The following is an 18,868-nucleotide window of genomic DNA, read 5'->3' as shown; positions in this document are numbered from 1 at the left end:
AAAAAACAGGGTTGCCATTGGCAACCCTGTTTTGTTGTTACTTAGCTAATTCGCTTAGCGCGTCGGGAAACTGATTTGCACTTTCAGCCCGCCTTCGCTGCGGTTATTGACCACCACCGAGCCGTGGTGCTGGCTGACAATGCGCTTAACAATCGCCAGCCCAAGCCCCGTCCCCTCGCTGCCGCGCGCCGTATCGCCGCGAGTAAAGGGTTGAAACAACTTCGCCACTTGAGATTTGTCGATCCCCGGGCCGTTATCTTCCACACAGATCCACACCAGCTTGTTGTCGGCGGTCATACCGGTGCTGACTTTCACCCAACCGTTGCCGTAGCGCAGCGCGTTGACCACCAAGTTGCTGAGCGCACGCTTAATCGCAATCGGATTGCCAAACGCATCACGCACCGTCGGCTGAAAAGCGGTTTCAATCGCCACCTCGTAACCTCCTTCGGCGCTGGCCACATCACCAGCGATGGTGTTGATGTCGACTTGGGTGAAAGATTGCGCGTTGACCGGTTTTAGGTAGTCCATAAACTGGCTGATGATCTCATTGCACTCTTCGGTGTCGCTGATGATCCCTTCGGCGAGATAACTCTCTTCTGGCGACATCATCTCCGTCGCGAGTCGAATACGCGTTAGCGGCGTGCGCAAATCGTGGCTGATGCCCGCCATCAGCAGCGCGCGGTCCGCTTCCAACTCTTGGATACCACGAGACATCTGGTTGAAAGCCCGCGTCACCGCGCGAATTTCCGTCGCCCCTTTCTCCGGCAGTGGCGGCGGAATTTCCCCGCGCCCCACCTCTTTGGCGGCTTTTTCCAGCGCAATCAAAGGGCGGTTTTGCAAACGAATAAACAACCAGCCACCCGCGACAATCAGCAGCGCCACAATCAAGCTGTTGCGAAACAGCGGCGCGAAATCTTCCTCTTGCAGCTCCGAGAGCGGGATGCGGATCAGCGACCCGGGCATGGCTTCGATTTTCATCCACAAAATATAACTTTCACTGCCCAGCAAGAGACGCACTTCGGTTGCCGAACCGAGCTCTTGGCTCATCTCTTCACTCATCAGCTCAATCGACATCGCATGGTCGAACTCTTTCGCCTGTTCGCTATCTTCTCGGTGCACCGTCACGCCAAGCTGCTCAAGCACTTGGCGGCGCAGCGGCTCGTTGGCGTGCAGATCGCCGCTGTCATCCAGCACTAAGTTGAGCTCGTGAGCGAGAATTTTGTTGAACTGCTGCAAACTGGGCAACAAAGCGTAGTTAAACACCGCGTAATAGGAGAAAACTTGGCTGGCCAGCAGCAAAGTGACAAAGATGAGGATCGATTGAGTAAAGGAACTGCGAATTCGCATGACAAGCCTCGGCAGATGAAACGTCAATAAACGACAATCCCTGGGCAAAGCCAGGGACTGTGGAGTGAATTATGTCGCGCTTTAGGCCTGTTTGCCATCAGGGACAAACACATAACCCAAGCCCCACACGGTTTGAATGTAACGCGGTTTGCTTGGGTCTTCTTCTAACATGCGGCGTAAACGGGAGATTTGCACATCGATGGAACGCTCCATCGCGGAATACTCACGGCCACGCGCCATGTTCATCAGTTTATCGCGCGACATTGGCTCACGCGCATTGGTCACCAGCGATTTCAGCACGGCAAACTCACCGGAAGTGAGCGGCATCGGCTCATCGCCACGAAACATCTCTCGCGTGCCAAGGTTTAAGCGAAACTCACCAAATTCGACGATTTTCTCTTCCGAGCTGGGTGCGCCCGGCAGTTCGATGATTTGACGACGCAGCACCGCCTTTATGCGAGCCAAGAGCTCACGCGGGTTAAACGGCTTCGGTAGATAGTCATCTGCGCCCACTTCGAGGCCGACAATGCGATCCACTTCATCGCCTTTGGCGGTCAGCATTAAAATAGGCAGCATGTTATTGGCGTTACGCAGACGACGGCAAATCGACAAGCCATCTTCGCCCGGTAGCATGAGATCCAGCACCATCAGGTGGAAGTTTTCGCGCGTCAGTAGGCGATCCATTTGCTCTCCGTTGGCGACACTACGCACTTGGAAACCTTGCTCAGAAAGGTAACGCTCTAAAAGCGCCCGTAAGCGAGCATCGTCATCGACCACCAAAATCTTATAATTTTCTTGCATCTGTCTGTCCACCTATCTGCAAAATCGCCACCCAATTCGGCCGAGTAAAATGTAACATCAATTCGCACACTTAAGCACAAAGAATTGTTAGCGTTTATTACCTTTTAGTGGAAGATTAGGCGAGTTGCCAGCGCACTTCAAACTGCGTTGCGTGCTCCGTGCATGTGCTATTGATAAGCTCGGCGTTGTAACTTCCTGCTGCTTTGCTGAAAGCGACTTAATCCGCTATCGCTTCCAGCAAGCATGCCCTTCAACTCACTCGGTTGCACAGTGCCCGATCGAGTTTAAGCAAATACCAAGTAGGGATAATGCAGAGTAAGGTGAGGATCACTAAACCCACAAGCACTGCTTGAGTGGATATAATTAGGCTCACTCGTTATCTTCCCAAGATACATTTCAATACCCTGCTTGTCCGCATTCTTCAGAACAAATAACTCAAATCTTGAACCCGGCAAACTCTGGAGCCCAAACCGCATTAGTTGAACAAGCGTAACCTCCATTCCACGTACAAATGCGAATATCGGCTCAACGAGGTAGAAAAAGTCATTCTCCTCCTCATCTAGCAAAGCGAAAAACTGTAGTGGCTAATGTGATTTGGCCACTACACATGGCAAGTGTTCCCACTCACTGTTTTTAATTTTCCACTGGCCTCTTTAGCTCTACTCTTTGTTCCACTAAGAAATTACAATTCGATTTTTTATCTCTTTGATCAACTCTTCGGGCCTATACAAAACCTGCCTTTCTAGTCCTTCAATATCTTGTTTTTTAGCTGGTTGTATATCTCCCTTATAGTAAAGGCGATACTTATCAGGATTGATTACATCTTGAATATACTTTGGTGTTGGCCAACTATCATCTGCATCGTGAAAAGGAATGTTTCCGATAATTTTCCACTCCCCATTTGCAATATTCGTATCAAATATTCCAGGGTCAAATAACACTTCTTCACTTTCTAACCGAGATACGTCTACTAGCCCTTTAGAGACGAAAGAGTAAATAGCTATTGATGCGTCCTGTAACAATCTACCATAGGCAAACATATCATCACTTACAGGTATCATAACTATGTCACCAACTTTATACTTAACTTTTGCCATTTCTATTCTCCAAATTCTTCCTTAGCTGCGTCCATGTACGAGTCTTTCTTTTTGTTTCTTGGACCGACACCATTTATTTGGTCTGTAGCCAAACCTTGCTCTCGTAACGATTCCAGTACTTGCTGTTCTCTACCACGAATAGCTGAATAAGAATCTGTGACCTGATCCAATTCTAATTCTCCCAAATTCCTATGATGGCCAGCCTTACGTCTGTCCAAAATTTGTTGTGGCGTCATATCGCAAGTACCACTACACCTACCCGTATATTTTTTTCCCGGATTGTCTAGATCGTCTGCTGTATAGGTTACGTATTTCTTACCTGTTTTGTTTGTAACATCCGCACTATCTTTTGCCACAATTTGTGGGCTAGATATCGAGACATCTTTTGTCTTAGCATCTTCGATGTGATTGAGCGATTGAGCATTGTCGGACGCAGCCGCTAGTTGTAACTGATTATTTGGTAAAGATTGACTACTATCTTCAACTTTCTTCACTACTTTTTGAACGACTTTTTTACCTATTTTGGCAATCCGTGCAATACCGCCTGTTGCTACGTTCGCTATTCCCTCTTCAACCAGAGCTTTAACTGCTCCTGCAATACCATCTTCTTCATAAGCCTTATACACATCATAGGCTGTTAGTGCTGCACCTATCACTTGTAAGACAAATTTGCCCGTAGGATCTGAATAACTCAGCGGATTATTTTGCACATAGGAGTAGCGGTTAAATGCTTGCGTTGCAAACCATTTATCTTGAATAAACGGATCTGCACTTAAGAAACGAGCCAAGGTTGGATCGTATACTCGACCGTTCATGTGGATTAAACCCACATCATCCAACATTTCATGGCCCGTAAAGCCCAAGCGTCCGACAATCGATGAGGTTTGCTCCAACTGCGGCTGCCAATCACTTCCGCGACGTTTGCCCCATGCATCGTAGCTAAAACGCTGCTCAATATCGCCCAACTCATTTGAGATAGCGATTACAGAACCAAGGTGATCCTTATGCAGATATTTAATGCCAGAGAGCTTTACATCACCAACCGTATACTCATAAATCGCTTTATCACCAAGGTAGTAACGAAACGTCGTTTTACCATTGGGCTGTGTGATGACTTCTGTCGAGTCTAAATAACGTGTGGTGGTGGTACCGCGCTCAGTGGTATCTTTACGTAAATAACGCTGGCCATGCACTCCATACTCAAACTCAGTGGTGGCATTGCCTTTCTTGATTGAGATAGGTTTATGATTAGCGTTGTAGCGAATACTGCGCCCCGCGCCCGATAGCATGTTGCCATGGACATCATAGGTAAATTTTTGCACCTGACCGTTAGATGAAACAACTTGGCTAACGGCGTGAGGTAGATATTCTGAACTTCCCACTCGCAGCGCGCCATAAGTGTAGTGGCCGACATCCTGCTTATGTTCTATGTTACCTAGCTCGTCATAAGCCACTGAAACATTGGACAATGCCGTATCATCGGCAAAGGGTGATTTTCCTTGGCTTGGTAAACAAACTTTGTTCTCAATCTTAATTGCGCCATCATGCATTCCTCCAATTCGAGAAACAGAGTCAATGCCTCGGGGATTAACCAGTAAATCACTAGGTTTTACCTGACTCCAATGCGTAATAGGTTGCAAAGGATCAGGACGTATCGTAATCGGCTTCAGGCAGTCTTCAAATGACATATAGCCGTGAAGGCTTGTTTCCGTGCTCTCTGTTCTTGAATTTAAAATAACCGCACTGCGTGATATATCACTTTGAGTCAGTCGATTCAAAGCATCGTAGTTCAGCGATTCTTGTAGCTCCATTTGATATTCATAGTGCGCATAAGAAACCCGTATTCCAGCCGATCTTCCAGACTCAAGTAACTTCTCGCCAGTTTTCACTTTTGTTTTGAGTAACTGAGAATCCAGTTCAGATCGATAGGTCAGATTTCCGACAGAATCAAAGCGGTACTGGTTTTCTTTAACGACCTCACTGCCTTTAAATAGTTGTGTGCGATCGATATAGCCCGTATCCGCTTGGTATTGATAGACCGAGCTCAAGCCATTGCCAAATTGCAAATCGGTCATGTTGCCAAAGCTGTCCATATCTTTGGCAGACCAAACTAAGTCTCTTGCGCCCGTTAGGCCTTTTTTATACAAGTAAACTTTCGAAAGTCGGTTACTTTCATGGTAAGCCTGTTCGGTAACTACCCCATTACCGTAGTGGAGAAATTCCAGACGGCCTGTTAAATCGTACTCATATTCTTGATGATAACTTTGCCCAAGAATTGTGATGTATTTGTGTTGCAGCAACCCATTGTCGAAATACTCGTAGTTTTCTACATTTCCGGCCTGAGACGCCTCAGAAAGCAAACCACCTCGAGCTTGGTATTTCCAAGTTTGTACAGGCTCTTTATGATTAGCCTTGCTAGACTCACGTTTCACTATGCGACCAAGCAGATCAAAGTGTTCGCTAACAACGACGTCTTGATTTTTCTCTGTTTTATAAACAAGACCAAGGCCGTTAGTCGCGTAATGAACAACGCCAAGATCCGGGTCTTTCAGGCGCGTGCGATTGCCTAAAATGTCATAGCCAACCTCAATACGATTTCCTTTAGGATCTTCCGTTTGAACCAAATTTCCCCAAGCATCATATTGGTAGTACACACTGTTGTTATCAGCGTCTTTTACTTCAACTTTCTGCCCTAAAGCATCGAATGTTGTTGACGTGGTGTAGCCCCGAGAGTTGGTAAACTCCGTCGTAAAACCACTGTAGCGGTAACGAGATGAGGAGCCATCTGGTTTCTTGATATGAGTCACTCGACCCAACGCATCGTACTGATAGTCCGTGGTCGCTTCGGGGACTTCGCTTGGACTTGGAACCCCGCTTGACACGACTTGTCCTAGCGCATTGTAGCGCGTCGTCGTAAAGGCATACGGCTTGTTTCCTATAACTCGTGTCATCGATTTAACTTCACGATGTCGCGCGTCATACCAAGTCTTTTGCTCTGGGGCGTTAGAAGAGCGAACCGTTTTACTGTAAACCGCACCTTCTTCTGCTGACAGTTCATATAAGATGGTGGACCATGCCCCAGTTGGCTCACGAGAGCCGATCAATCTGCCCCATTGGTCGTAGTAATATAAGGTAACGTTAGCTCGTTCATCCCGCAGATGAACCAAGCTGCCAAACACAGGATCAAACCCATACGTTTTAGAGTAACCTAACGCATTGGTTTCACTACTGAGATAACCATACCTATCATAGCTTTTGAACGTTTGGCGAAAGTTTTGAGGCGCTCCCGTTTTTCCTACAATATTTTTGCTCAGTGCCGCCGACCACCGTTCAGTGATGATTTGAGGAAGACCACGGTGAAAATTGCCATATTCGATGGCACTTTCTAACTCCGTGCCTTTTTGTTTGGTTTCTTTGATCAGCCGACCATTGTCGTCATATTCATAGTCATAGGTTTTGGTTTGAGTATTGAGTTTTGCCCCCTCTGCGGCGTTGCTTTGTGAAACCGCAATGGTTTTTTTCTCTAGAAGACGCACTAACCACTTATCGTAGTTTGGCTGCTTATACTCATTGAGGACTGAGGTCGTCGTGGTTTGGTTATGAATATGGTCAACGGTTGTCGTTGTCTCAGACTTTACGTAACCAAACTGTTTGTCATAGGCTTTATCAATGGTAACTGTTTGTAAAAAAGCACCATCAAGCCCCCAAGTCTTGGTGACTGACTTGATCAACTGCTGCTTGAAACGCTGACGTGGTTCAAAGGGTGATTTATAGCTTGGAGCTAGGTATTTAGCCGCATTGGGACGACCATTGCCAATGGCTTTCTCGGTGTGCCATTGGTTCGTTAACACGCTCAGTTTGTTTGCAGAATCGACCGAACAGGAATCAAAACTGAATTCGTTATCACTTGTAAGCTGGCATACCACCTTCTCTTTCAATGCTGAGTAAAGCAACGTATTTTCAACATCTTGGTGATAAGTACGGCTTTCTACCTGATGGGTTGTTTTATTCCACTGGTGAACTTTCTCAAAACCCAAATTATGCGCACCCATTAAGTGCACTTTTTTACCTTCATACTTATAGGCAAGCTCGTTGTACCCGCCAATACCATCTGAAACGGATAAACCTTTCACCACAATGCCAAACGTTACATTCTGCTGCGGGTATTGAGCGTCAGGTCCACGACGGTAAACTTCCGTATCGCTCAAGGTGCCGTATTCAAATCTGGAAACATTACCTAAGTTTGACGTGATAGCGTTAACAAGAGGAGAAGAGAAATGACTGATCGCAGTGTGAATGCCAGAGTCATTGACACCGACAAGATCCATTTTCCCATCGCCATTCAAATCCACTGAAGTGCGCACATCCTCTGCGCGCCAACCACCTGCTCGAGTACCAAAGGCACGAAGCCCTCCGGCGTGGTCTAAGAAACCACTTCCAGTCCCTTGCGCGACAAGCACTCTATCATTAGCAAAGCCAATGATGTCGGGAATGCCGTCATAATCGACATCAGCTAACAAGCGTGGATGTTCACCAACACGCCAGCCGCCTGCCTTAAAACCAAAATGATTGCTCCAACGCTTTGGAAGACCAGCAGTTTTCCCATTTGATAGAGCAACTTCAAATCCTGTATCAGCAAAGCCGACAATATCAGTTAATCCATCACCATTGGTATCAAATGGCAACCCACTAAGCATTCTGAAAGGATCATACATTAATGACTTGCCGTCACCACTTAAAAAGCTATAGGACTTAAACCGACTTGACCAAAGACTGCTCTTCTCAAAAAATCTACCATTCGAGAGCGCTACTGTAGTTCCCTTGCTAGTAAACGCGACGATGTCAGCCATTCCATCGCCATTAAAATCTCCTACATCTCTGTCACCAAAGTCTGGTCGAATCCCCAATTCGCTTGACCATTGCTCAGGTAGGTTAAATTGAGTCCCGTCGGATAAGGCTACGTACACCCCTTCTGAAGAAAATCCGACAATATCGTTAAAACCATCCCCATTGACGTCAGCAAATTTGAATGTCAAGTTGGGGTGCCATCCCTCTACTGCTTTATCACCAAAAGTATCCAACCAAAGTGCAGCATCTCTGAAATTGCGTCCCGCAGATACTGCCACTGACATTCCAAAACGACTCATACCTAATATATCTGCCTTCCCATCTGCATTGACATCGGCAACCCATCTAGGTTCGAATGTAGCCTTCCACTCTGTAAGAAGATCCGCCTTAATTTCTTCCTCTAAGTTTTGTGCTTTACCTTCACCGTTGCCTCTATTTTCTTGAAGAGAAGCAGATTTAATACGCTTTTCGGTACTTCTTTGTGCTTTTCCATTGTTGGTGACAAGTGGATGATTTGGGGGAATACCGTATGTGAGTCGCACTGGGGATGAAAAAGCTCCATTTCCATCGGCAAACGCTACATAGATTCTTGTATCCTTGATGCCAACAAAATCAGGGAAACCATCACCATCCATATCGGCAAAGGTTCGATATGAATATTGACGTTCACTAAAATCACCTCTCAGAGCAACTGAGTAATCGGTGAAGTCCTCCTCCCCGTCAGTATTCCAATCAATAGTGAATGCATCGATTTCTGGTGAGCTATAGCGGCTCAAGGTGACTTTACTGAGTAAATCTTGGTTGGCATCTTTAGGATCATAGTGAGCCGAAACCGTCAAAACCAGAGTGCTGCTGCCCGCAAACACATCAATCGTTTTTACTTTTAACGTATCTAAGAATTCACTTCCTGCGCGAAAATAACTGCGCTTTCGATTTGCCGTTTCGTAGTTAATCTTAACGGAAAAACCATTATAGGTTACCGTTGATAAATAGAGTGTCCGGTTCGTTCCTGATGAATCTGGTTCATAATTATAATTGATCAAGTTACCAGACAAATCGGCCATTTGTGTTTGATACCAAAATATTGGTGAACCATTTTCTAAATTTACGCTTTGGCGAAATTCAGAACGAACACCATCAGAATCCCAAACTTCAAACCAACTATCGCTATCTTGCATTCCTCGATGCAAAATAATTTTTTGATAGGTGTCGCTCAAAGTGCGATATTCCGTTTCAGCAGCGCCATACTCACCATCCACATTGATAAGGCGCATGCCATTCAAACAAAGCTTATCGCTCTGCTCACCACTGATAGAGCCTGGTTCACCATCTACAAAATAACTGGATTGGCAACGAGTTATACTTTTCGGGCCAGAGAGTGTCCAACCATACCCTAAAGAACCCTTGGTCAGATTTGAATTGTAGGAAATTCCGAGCTGAGGGGTAAAACCATTAATCCCGCTAGGTAGGGGAATTGAATAATGGTATTTTGCATTACCGTTAATGCCAACAGAAGCAACACCTGTACTTTCAACACCATTTGATGTTTTTTCTAGTTGAAGATTGGTTAAATATGAAGCAAATGATATATCACTGTATCCTGACACCACGCACGCGATCAGCAGTGAAGAGAGCTTCCTTACTTGTCTTAAATCCATTATTAAGCCTTTAAATACTAGACGACCAACTAATTTAAAGGCGAAATAATATACCCACAGAACATTATTTCAATTTATTAATATCAGACATCATATTGAATAAAATACAGTACAAAAACCCGTAATTTAGAACATGCAATAATTCATTCATTTCCAACTGACTATTCATTAAATTATTAATATATGCACATCTGTAATAAGAATATTAAATCTATTCGCAAAAGCTTCCTCACTCTCCCTTTTCGTACTCAATCGCGTTAATAAACCACTCTTTGATGCCGCTTGGCGTCGGTACTTGCACTTCGTCATCCACCTGTTTTTTCAGCAGCGCGCGCGCCATTGGGGAGTCAATCGAAATGTAGCCTTTGGCGTCGCCGTAGATCTCTTCTGGGCCGACGATGCGAAACTTCATCACTTCGCCCGCTTCGTTTTCGATTTCCACCCACGCGCCGAAGAATACTTTGCCCTCTTGTTGCGGCGCGTAATCGACAATCTTCACTTCCGGTAGCAATTTGCTCAAAAAGCGCACGCGGCGATCAATTTGGCGCAGCAAGCGTTTGTTGTAGGTGTAATCTGCGTTTTCAGAGCGATCGCCAAGGCTCGCGGCCCACGCCACTTTCTGTGTGATCTCCGGACGCTGCTCTTTCCACAGGTAATCGAGCTCTTTTTTGAGCTTGTTGTACCCCTCACGGGTAATCATTTTGGTTTTCACGCACTTTCCTTTATCGGTTCGAACGGAATCAGATGGAGCGAAAAGTAACGACTTTTGCCCGCTTTTACCAGTGCAGGCCAAAGAATTGACTGTATGCTCTCAAAAGCCACGGCGAAACGTGCTATTAATCCCCCCACTGCGCCCTTGCTGGCCGATTCATACATTGCGGGGTGGAATCGACGCATTACCATCCCCATATTAGCCACATTAACGAAGAACAAAGAGATCCCACGGATGAGCCAAGCTATCTGTAATCTGATTGCTCAGGAGCTGAATGTACGCCCAGAGCAGGTCATCGCCGCCGTCACCCTAATTGATGACGGAAACACAGTGCCCTTTATTGCCCGCTACCGCAAAGAGGTGACGGGCGGGTTGGACGACACGCAGCTGCGTAACCTCGATAGCCGTTTGTCTTATCTACGCGAGCTGGACGACCGTCGCCAAACCATTCTTAAGTCAATCGCCGAGCAAGGTAAACTGAGCGCCGAACTGGAAAAAGAGATCCTCAGCGCCGACAGTAAAACACGCTTAGAAGATCTCTACTTGCCATACAAACCCAAACGCCGCACTAAAGGGCAAATCGCGATTGAAGCGGGCCTCGAACCGCTGGCCGATACGCTGTGGAACCAACCACAGACCGAACCTGAAAGCGAAGCCGCGCGCTACATTAACGCTGAGAAAGGAGTCGAAGACAGCAAGGCCGCGCTGGATGGCGCACGCGCGATCATCATGGAGCGCATCGCCGAAGACGCCAACTTGCTGGAAAAAATCCGCACGCACCTCACGCGTAATGCGGAAATTGTTTCGCGCGTCGTGGCGGGCAAAGAGCAAGAAGGCGAGAAGTTCAAAGACTACTTTGAGCACAACGAGCTCATCAGCAAGGTGCCATCACACCGCGCGCTGGCAATGCTGCGTGGCCGCAATGAAGGTTTTTTGAGCTTGACGCTCAACGCCGATCCGGGACAAGAAGAGAACGCACGTCAATCTTACTGTGAGACGCTGATTGCCGATCACTACGGCGTGACACTCAGCAGTGCACCAGCCGACCCTTGGCGTAAACAGGTCATTAGCTGGGCATGGCGCATCAAGGTTTCGATGCACATGGAAACCGAATTGATGGGCGCGATGAAAGAGCGTGCCGAAATCGAAGCGATTGAAGTATTCGCCACTAACCTCAAAGATCTGTTGATGGCCGCTCCGGCTGGCCCACGCGCCACCTTGGGCCTTGACCCTGGCCTGCGTACCGGTTGTAAAGTAGCGGTAGTCGATGCTACAGGAAAAGTGCTGGCCACCGACACCATCTACCCGCACGTGCCACAGAACCAGTATGATCGCGCAATGCACACCGTGACGGCCTTGATCAAGCAACACAATGTCGATTTGATTGCAATTGGCAACGGCACCGCTTCACGTGAAACCGATGCGTTCGCGGCCGATTTGATCAAACGCGGCAACCTCAAAGTACAGAAAATCATGGTCAGCGAAGCGGGAGCGTCGGTTTATTCGGCATCCGAACTGGCGGCGAAAGAGTTCCCGAATATGGACGTGTCACTGCGCGGTGCGGTGTCGATTGCTCGTCGTCTGCAAGACCCACTGGCGGAGCTGGTGAAAATCGATCCGAAATCGATCGGAGTGGGCCAATATCAGCATGATGTCAGTCAAGCCATGTTGGCAAAACGTCTGGACGCGGTGGTGGAAGACTGTGTAAACGCGGTCGGCGTGGATGTGAATACCGCCTCGGCCGCCCTGTTGACTCGCGTTGCCGGGCTTTCCACCACATTGGCGCAGAACATCGTCGATTTTCGTGACGAAAACGGCCGCTTTGCTAGCCGTGCAACCTTGAAGAAAGTACCTCGTTTGGGGCCAAAAGCGTTTGAACAGTGTGCGGGCTTTTTACGCATTATGGATGGCAAAAATCCACTGGATGCCTCGGCGGTGCACCCGGAAGCCTACCCAGTGGTGAAGGCGATTGCAGAGAAAAATCACAAAGAGGTCAAAGCGCTGATCGGCGATTCCACCTTCCTCAAAGGGCTGCGTGCACTCGACTACATTGATGAACATTTTGGTCTGCCAACGGTCACCGACATCATCAAAGAGCTGGATAAGCCGGGCCGCGATCCACGTCCGGAGTTTAAGACCGCCACGTTTGCTGAAGGCATCCATGAAGTGCGCGATCTGGAAGTTGGGATGATTTTGGAAGGCGTGGTATCAAACGTGGCCAACTTCGGCGCGTTTGTCGATATCGGCGTGCATCAAGATGGCTTAGTGCACATTTCCGCTCTGACTGATCGCTTTGTTTCTGATCCTCGCGAAGTCGTCAAAGCAGGCGACATCGTCAAGGTCAAGGTGATGGAAGTGGACGTGCAACGTAAGCGCATCGCCCTCTCAATGCGCTTAAACGATGAACCCGGACAAGATAACCGCAGCCAACGCGGCGCGGCGCCTCGCTCCGCTCAAGAGCGCCGCTCGCCACGTCGTGATGAGCCGCAAAGCAATGCACTCGGTGGTGCGATGGGCGGCGCATTTGCGGCTGCTTTTGCCAAAGCGAAAAAATAGCGCGGCAATCAACAGAGTTAATTGAGCAAAACAAAACCCACAACGGCTGCCCATTGTGGGTTTTTTATTGAATTGCGCTTACAACACCGCAATCACTTCCGAAGGAGTGTGGGGCACGACCGAATGACCATAGTGGTATTTGATGATCTTTCGGCGCTTTTCCATCACGCCTTCTTTTATCGCCGCATCCAAAACGCGCTTAGGTAGACGGTAACGAATCGCATAGCCTTTGCCCTGATCTTCTGCGTAACTGCCCAGTGATATCAAACTAAAGAGCCGATCAATCGCATCTTTGGCTTCATCGTGATACACCGCGATGCCATCCGCAGTATCCATCTCGTAGCCGGGATGCTCGGTCGGATCCCAAGACGACTGCCGTCGCCGCTTATCGTCACTTTTGACTTTACGTTCCGCATTGGACTTTGCCAGTGCCACGGGTGGCGCGACGGGTTCACGCACTCGATTGTCACGCGCAACCTGCTCTGTTTGCACATTTACCGATGGGGCGATCAGTGGCACACTCACAGTGGTCGGTGACACAATCATCGCGATACCTCCTCAAAGAATCGCCCTCAGCCGTGCGCATTGCTGCGAACAGCGCCAATTCATGCTCCCGAGAGGAAAACCTTCAGTGAGAATAACCTTGGTCATTTAGTTATCGACCAATATTTAAACAATTTTAGTTTTTATTTCGCCGCAAACCTGATGAGTTGATGGCAAAAGCTTTCGGGCTCGGTGATAAAGGGCGCATGAGATGATTGGCTGAAAACAAACTGCTCGCTACTCGGCAGTGCAGCGGTAAGTTGCTCGGCAATCTTAACGGGCACTAAACCATCCAAGCGACCATACAGACGTAGCATCGGCATACTGAGATGCGGCAAGTGCTCACGCAAATCCACTTCGGCCAACATTTTCAACCCAGCCAGCAAAGCTTGCGGGTTCGGCTCCGGACGCGACAACACCGCCTGCTTTAAGTTTTTCACATCCTGACGCGCCGAAGGGCTACCCATGGCTTGCAGTGCCATGAAGCGCTCTACCGTGGTGTGAAAGTCTTCACTGAGCTGCTCGGTAAACGCGTGCAACACGCTGGGCTGAATGCCACGCCATTTAGATTCCGCGGCAAATTTTGGCGAGCTGGCGACCGTCACCAGTTTGCTAACATAGTCGGCGTGATGCAGCGCCATGTGCGTCGCCACCAGCCCACCGAGCGACCAGCCGACCCAAATCGCTTGACGAGGAGCGCGCGGCAACAATAACTGGGCGATCGCTTCTAAACTGCTGGCCGGCAGATGCGCGCTGTGACCATAGCCGGGCAAGTCCACCACATGCACCCGAAAATGCGTTTGCAAGCGCTCCACACTCTGCTGCCACACCGCCCCGTTCATTCCCCAGCCATGCAGCAACACCAAATCTTGCCCTTCCCCACTCACTTGCCAATGCAATTGTGTGTCCATGCTCAAACACTCTCCCACTTTTTCCACTCCGCTCAGTCTCGCCTGTTGGCTACATTGAGTGCTCGGTCTGCTTATATTTCGAAGTGATTATGTTAACTCATTGGCTGCGTGAAAAAATACTCCGATCACTGCCTAGGCTGTGTCACCTGTGCGGCTTACCCTGTTCACCTGCCAGCGCCTCTCTGTGGTGTGACCATTGCCTTGGCTATTTTTCGCCTACGCCTCGTTGTCGCCACTGTGGCTTGCCCACCTTAAGTAACGTCGCCGAATGCGGCCAATGTCTGCGCACCCCACCCGTTTGGCGACGCTTGTATTGTCTGAGCGATTACCAATTTCCTACCGCTTGGTATGTCAATCAGATCAAACACCAGCGCCAATTTCGTTTCTGTCAACCCGTTGCCACGCTCCTTGCCGAGCGCATTACTGAGCCCGCTCCACTGCTGCTCTCTGTCCCCATGCACTGGCGTCGACAGTGGCGACGTGGTTTTAATCAGAGCGACCTTTTCGCCGCACAGTTGGCACACGCCCTTGGCCAGCACTATCTGCCAGACGCCTTTCGCCGCACCACTCACACGCCACCACAACAAGGGCTCAACAAACAGCAGAGACAGCGCAATCTCGCGGGCGCTTTTCGCTTAAATCGGCCAATTGAGGCCAAACACGTGGCGATTGTTGACGATGTTGTCACCACTGGCAGCACAGTGCGACAATTATGCCAATTACTGCTTGCAGACGGGGTGGAAAGCATTGATATTTATTGTATCTGCCGCACTCCTGAGCCGAAATAACGCCAGCGCTAACTAAATTATCCTGTACAAAGTGCGCTGAAATTGGTGGTTTTTCGCTGCAAAAGACTAGATCCTTTCGCTATCAGGAGTAGAATGGCATCAATAACCTACAATTCCACTCGGGTATTTAGTCGTGTCAAATATTACTATTACTGAATCTGCACAAACTCACTTTGCCAACCTGTTGGGCCAACAGCCTGACGGAACCAATATTCGTATTTTCGTCGTCAATCCGGGCACACAGAATGCGGAATGTGGCGTTTCTTACTGCCCACCAGAAGCGGTTGAAGGCACCGATACTGAAATTCCGTACCAAGGTTTTTCCGCTTACGTTGACGAGCTGAGCCTGCCTTTTTTGGAAGATGCCGAGATCGACTACGTCAGCGACAAAATGGGCTCACAACTGACGCTTAAAGCGCCAAATGCTAAAATGCGTAAAGTGTCTGACGACGCGCCGTTGATTGAACGAGTTGAATATGCGATTCAAACTCAAGTGAACCCGCAGTTGGCGGGGCATGGCGGCCATGTCAACTTGGTGGAAATTACCGATCAAGGCGTGGCGATTGTCTCTTTCGGCGGTGGTTGTAACGGTTGTTCTATGGTGGACGTCACGCTCAAAGAAGGCATTGAAAAAGAGCTGCTGCAACAGTTTGCCGGAGAACTGACCGCGGTACGCGATGCGACAGAACACGATCGCGGCGAGCACTCGTACTATTAATCGCGCCAGATGGCGATAAAGAAAAAGGTTGGCACATTGCGCCAGCCTTTTCTTTTCGATTATTTTTCCTTTTCGTTTATATTGACTCAGCAAATCCCTAATATTGCCGATTAACTTAACGCAGCTAACCATCTCGCGGTGAAGGAGTACACGCAATGAGCCGAAGGAAAGAACCTGAAATCCTCAAGAGTGACATTGTTGCCAAGTCCAGACTGTTTGCCATCGAAGCTCTGCAATTGCGTTTTTCCAATGGCGAAGAACGCATTTATGAACGCATGAAGCCAAGCGGCAGAAATGCCGTCATGATGGTTCCCATCACGGAGCAGGGTGACCTACTATTAGTAAGGGAGTACGCTGCAGGCACAGAACGTTATGAACTCGGTTTTCCTAAAGGGCTGATAGACAGTGGTGAGAGCCCAGAGCAGGCAGCGGACAGAGAACTAAAAGAAGAAATCGGCTTTGGCGCAAAAAAACTAACGCCCCTTAAACAGGTTGTGCTCGCTCCGTCCTATTTTTCGAGCAAAATGACGCTGTTCATTGCGCAAGATCTGTATCCAGAAACGCTGCAAGGCGATGAGCCTGAACCTCTGGAAGTGGTGCGTTGGCCTTTGCAACAAGCAGAAGAGCTGCTCAATCACCTCGATTTTTGTGAATCACGCAGCATCACTGCATTGTTACTGGCCATCAAAGCGCTCAATCAAGCCGGGTAGTAAGGACAAGCCCCATGCAGACAACAAAAGATTTATCTCAACTATTACCTCAGGTCATCGATATCGCCCGCTCTGCCGGACAACTGATCCTCGATATCTATCAAACCAAGCAGTACGAAGCCTTCACCAAAGACGATGCGACGCCGGTCACCAGTGCCGATCTCGCCGCGCACAAACTGATCACCAAGCAACTCAGTGAGTTAACCCCGGATATTCCCGTCCTGTCTGAGGAGGCTGCCGACATCAGTTTAGAAAAGCGCGCGCAGTGGAATCGCTACTGGTTGGTCGACCCGCTGGATGGCACACAAGAATTTATCGCGCGCAGCGGCGATTTCGCCACCATCATTGCATTAGTGGAGAACAATCGGCCCGTAATGGGTGTCGTCTATGGCCCGGTCTCTGGCGTAACTTACTACGCTTACCATGGCAAAGGCGCATGGAAAATCCCACAGATGGATCAAAGCCTGAGAATTCAGACCCACAAACATGAGCTGCCCGGACAAAATATTGCGATTGCCATCAGCCGTCGTCAGGACATCAATCGCATCACCAACCGCATGAGCAGTGCTTGGAACTACGATCTGGTGCCACTCGGTTCGGCAGCCCTTAAGGCCTGTTTGGTGGCCGAAGGCGCGGTCGATTGCTACCTCCGTTTAGGCCCAACCGGAGAGTGGGACACCGCCGCGACGCAATGCATTGTCGAAGAGGCAGGGGGGCGTATTCTCAGCACTCAACTTGAGCCTTTGTCGTACAACGAACGCGACACGTTAGAGAACCCAAATTTCATTGTGTTGGGCGATGCTGATTTGCCGTGGCATGAGATTTTGCAGGGCAAAGACTAAGGCAAGAGCAATCAGACAAAGACAAAAAAGCGAGTGGAAGTCCACTCGCTTTTTCATTGTGTATTGCAACTGGAGCAGCTAGAAGCGCCCTTTGTAGTCAAACTGATACTGCCCCTGAGCATTAGGATTGCCCAACCAGCTGAGTTGTGACTTCATCGAAGCGGGGAACGCCGCGCCCGGTTTAAACCACGCCGAGGTAACATACTGACGATTAGGGCTCACTTCCGCGCTAAAGGCGGCGCTGACCTGCTCGCTCTGCTGCGATCCTTTGGCCAAAAGTAGGCTATTTTCACACTGAATATCGGTGATCACTGGGCCCAAGTCGAGCCCACCAATCGGAGTGCCCACTTTGGCCGAGCTCCACACTAAGGTGCCAGCGCCCGTGGCGCACCAAGGCGCTTGATACACCGCTTGGGCGACATTCAGCTCCACTTGCCCTTCGACATCAATCGGTAACGGCATCGGAATTTTGCTGGCGATGTATTTCGCTGGGAGCGATGCCAGCAAATTTTCTACGTAAGCGCCTCGGCTTAGGCTATAACCAACACGCCCTTTACCACGTAAATTCATCTCGCTGCCGCGACCAAAACGCAGCATCACTTGCGCATTGCCCGTGAGCAGCGGCATCCACTGCACATCCCAGTTCACTTCGCCGAGATCTTGTCCTTGCCAAGAAATTTTGTGCGCACTGCCTTGCCAGATGGTTCCCGATGGGCCTTCAATCGCAAGCCCACGTACGGGCGGAAGATAGCCGAGCACAAAACTGGCCGGAATACTCGAAATCAGGCTGATGCTGAAAAAAACAATAAAAATCAGGCTATAAACTATACCGCGTTTCACATTAACCTCGCTTAAACTGCAATCGGTTAATTTCAACCACGCCCGCTTCTTTTCCGCGGTCAATATCCATAAATTCCACTTCGATGCCTTGTTTCTCTTTTAAATAGGTCAACCAATCGATAAAACGGTTGAACGGCATCGGCGCCACCCACACTTGCAACATCTCATTGCGCGGTTGCACCCGTTGCAGCTCAATGTTGAATTGGCGAGTGGACGATGAGATCACTTGGTTGAGTGGCTGATTGGAAAACTGTACCCCTGCACTCGCCCGTTTTTGGCTGATGTCGTCCGCTTTCTCTTTCACCCAGCTAAGCAGTTGCTTTTCGCTCTGAATACGCATCTGCGCCTGCTCAGCTCGCATTTCGATCGGCTGCAAAATGCCCCAATAAATTGCCCCCAACAAGGCAAAAATACTGCACACCATCACTAGGCGCTGTTCGCGAGGGCTAATGCCACTCCACCAAGTTTGCAGCATGGTTCGTAAATTTGTCATTCTG

At 48.9% G+C, this 18,868-nt stretch carries 14 protein-coding genes; 5 read left to right on the top strand and 9 right to left on the bottom strand.

What is annotated here, in order from left to right:
- Positions 1-54 precede the first annotated feature (54 nt).
- The 5 genes from envZ to greB all read right to left on the bottom strand — a co-directional run bounded on the left by envZ (position 55) and on the right by greB (position 10,463).
- The gene (gene envZ, locus EWA64_RS09435; protein ID WP_061893585.1) at positions 55-1,347 is read right to left on the bottom strand and encodes a two-component system sensor histidine kinase EnvZ; all 1,293 of its coding nucleotides are present in this window, start codon (positions 1,345-1,347) and stop codon (positions 55-57) included.
- A gap of 81 nt (positions 1,348-1,428) precedes the next feature.
- A complete protein-coding gene (gene ompR / locus EWA64_RS09430) occupies positions 1,429-2,148 on the bottom strand; it encodes an osmolarity response regulator transcription factor OmpR (protein ID WP_039422689.1) in 720 nt (239 codons plus the stop codon).
- A gap of 674 nt (positions 2,149-2,822) precedes the next feature.
- Positions 2,823-3,245: an Imm26 family immunity protein gene (locus EWA64_RS09425; RefSeq protein ID WP_061893583.1), complete on the bottom strand. Its 423-nt coding sequence runs from the start codon at positions 3,243-3,245 to the stop codon at positions 2,823-2,825.
- A 2-nt stretch (positions 3,246-3,247) separates the two neighbouring features.
- On the bottom strand, positions 3,248-9,751 hold the full coding sequence (locus tag EWA64_RS09420; RefSeq protein WP_061893582.1) for an FG-GAP-like repeat-containing protein: 6,504 nt from the start codon (positions 9,749-9,751) through the stop codon (positions 3,248-3,250).
- 229 nt (positions 9,752-9,980) lie between these two features.
- Positions 9,981-10,463, bottom strand: coding sequence for a transcription elongation factor GreB (gene greB / locus EWA64_RS09415; RefSeq protein ID WP_039422669.1), 483 nt, complete (start codon positions 10,461-10,463; stop codon positions 9,981-9,983).
- Positions 10,464-10,697: 234 nt separating this feature from the next.
- Between greB and EWA64_RS09410 the strand changes: the two genes are divergently transcribed.
- Positions 10,698-13,019 (top strand): Tex family protein, encoded by a 2,322-nt coding sequence (locus EWA64_RS09410; RefSeq protein WP_061893580.1) that lies wholly within the window; start codon positions 10,698-10,700, stop codon positions 13,017-13,019.
- Between the two features lie 78 nt (positions 13,020-13,097).
- On the opposite strand, the gene EWA64_RS09405 is transcribed toward EWA64_RS09410, so the two are convergent.
- Together EWA64_RS09405 and bioH are read right to left on the bottom strand one after the other, a co-directional pair.
- Complete coding sequence (locus EWA64_RS09405) at positions 13,098-13,565, bottom strand: hypothetical protein (RefSeq protein ID WP_061893579.1); 468 nt, start codon at positions 13,563-13,565, stop codon at positions 13,098-13,100.
- A gap of 140 nt (positions 13,566-13,705) precedes the next feature.
- On the bottom strand, positions 13,706-14,473 hold the full coding sequence (gene bioH, locus EWA64_RS09400) for a pimeloyl-ACP methyl ester esterase BioH (RefSeq protein WP_061893578.1): 768 nt from the start codon (positions 14,471-14,473) through the stop codon (positions 13,706-13,708).
- A gap of 89 nt (positions 14,474-14,562) precedes the next feature.
- On the opposite strand from bioH, the gene EWA64_RS09395 reads away from it, so the two are divergent.
- The 4 genes from EWA64_RS09395 (at position 14,563) to cysQ (ending at position 17,531) form a co-directional block, all read left to right on the top strand.
- A complete protein-coding gene (locus EWA64_RS09395; protein ID WP_061893577.1) occupies positions 14,563-15,261 on the top strand; it encodes an amidophosphoribosyltransferase in 699 nt (232 codons plus the stop codon).
- Positions 15,262-15,394: 133 nt separating this feature from the next.
- Complete coding sequence (gene nfuA, locus EWA64_RS09390) at positions 15,395-15,979, top strand: Fe-S biogenesis protein NfuA (RefSeq protein ID WP_039422661.1); 585 nt, start codon at positions 15,395-15,397, stop codon at positions 15,977-15,979.
- 155 nt (positions 15,980-16,134) lie between these two features.
- A complete protein-coding gene (nudE, locus tag EWA64_RS09385) occupies positions 16,135-16,689 on the top strand; it encodes an ADP compounds hydrolase NudE (protein ID WP_061893576.1) in 555 nt (184 codons plus the stop codon).
- A 14-nt stretch (positions 16,690-16,703) separates the two neighbouring features.
- Complete coding sequence (cysQ, locus tag EWA64_RS09380) at positions 16,704-17,531, top strand: 3'(2'),5'-bisphosphate nucleotidase CysQ (protein ID WP_061893575.1); 828 nt, start codon at positions 16,704-16,706, stop codon at positions 17,529-17,531.
- A 78-nt stretch (positions 17,532-17,609) separates the two neighbouring features.
- On the opposite strand, the gene EWA64_RS09375 is transcribed toward cysQ, so the two are convergent.
- Together EWA64_RS09375 and EWA64_RS09370 are read right to left on the bottom strand one after the other, a co-directional pair.
- Complete coding sequence (locus EWA64_RS09375) at positions 17,610-18,371, bottom strand: type II secretion system protein N (protein WP_061893574.1); 762 nt, start codon at positions 18,369-18,371, stop codon at positions 17,610-17,612.
- 1 nt (position 18,372) lies between these two features.
- Complete coding sequence (locus EWA64_RS09370; RefSeq protein ID WP_039439069.1) at positions 18,373-18,864, bottom strand: type II secretion system protein M; 492 nt, start codon at positions 18,862-18,864, stop codon at positions 18,373-18,375.
- Positions 18,865-18,868: the final 4 nt, after the last annotated feature.

The sequence above is a fragment of the Vibrio cidicii genome (assembly GCF_009665415.1).
GTDB lineage: Bacteria > Pseudomonadota > Gammaproteobacteria > Enterobacterales > Vibrionaceae > Vibrio > Vibrio cidicii.
This window is presented reverse-complemented; position numbering and strand designations above follow the sequence as displayed.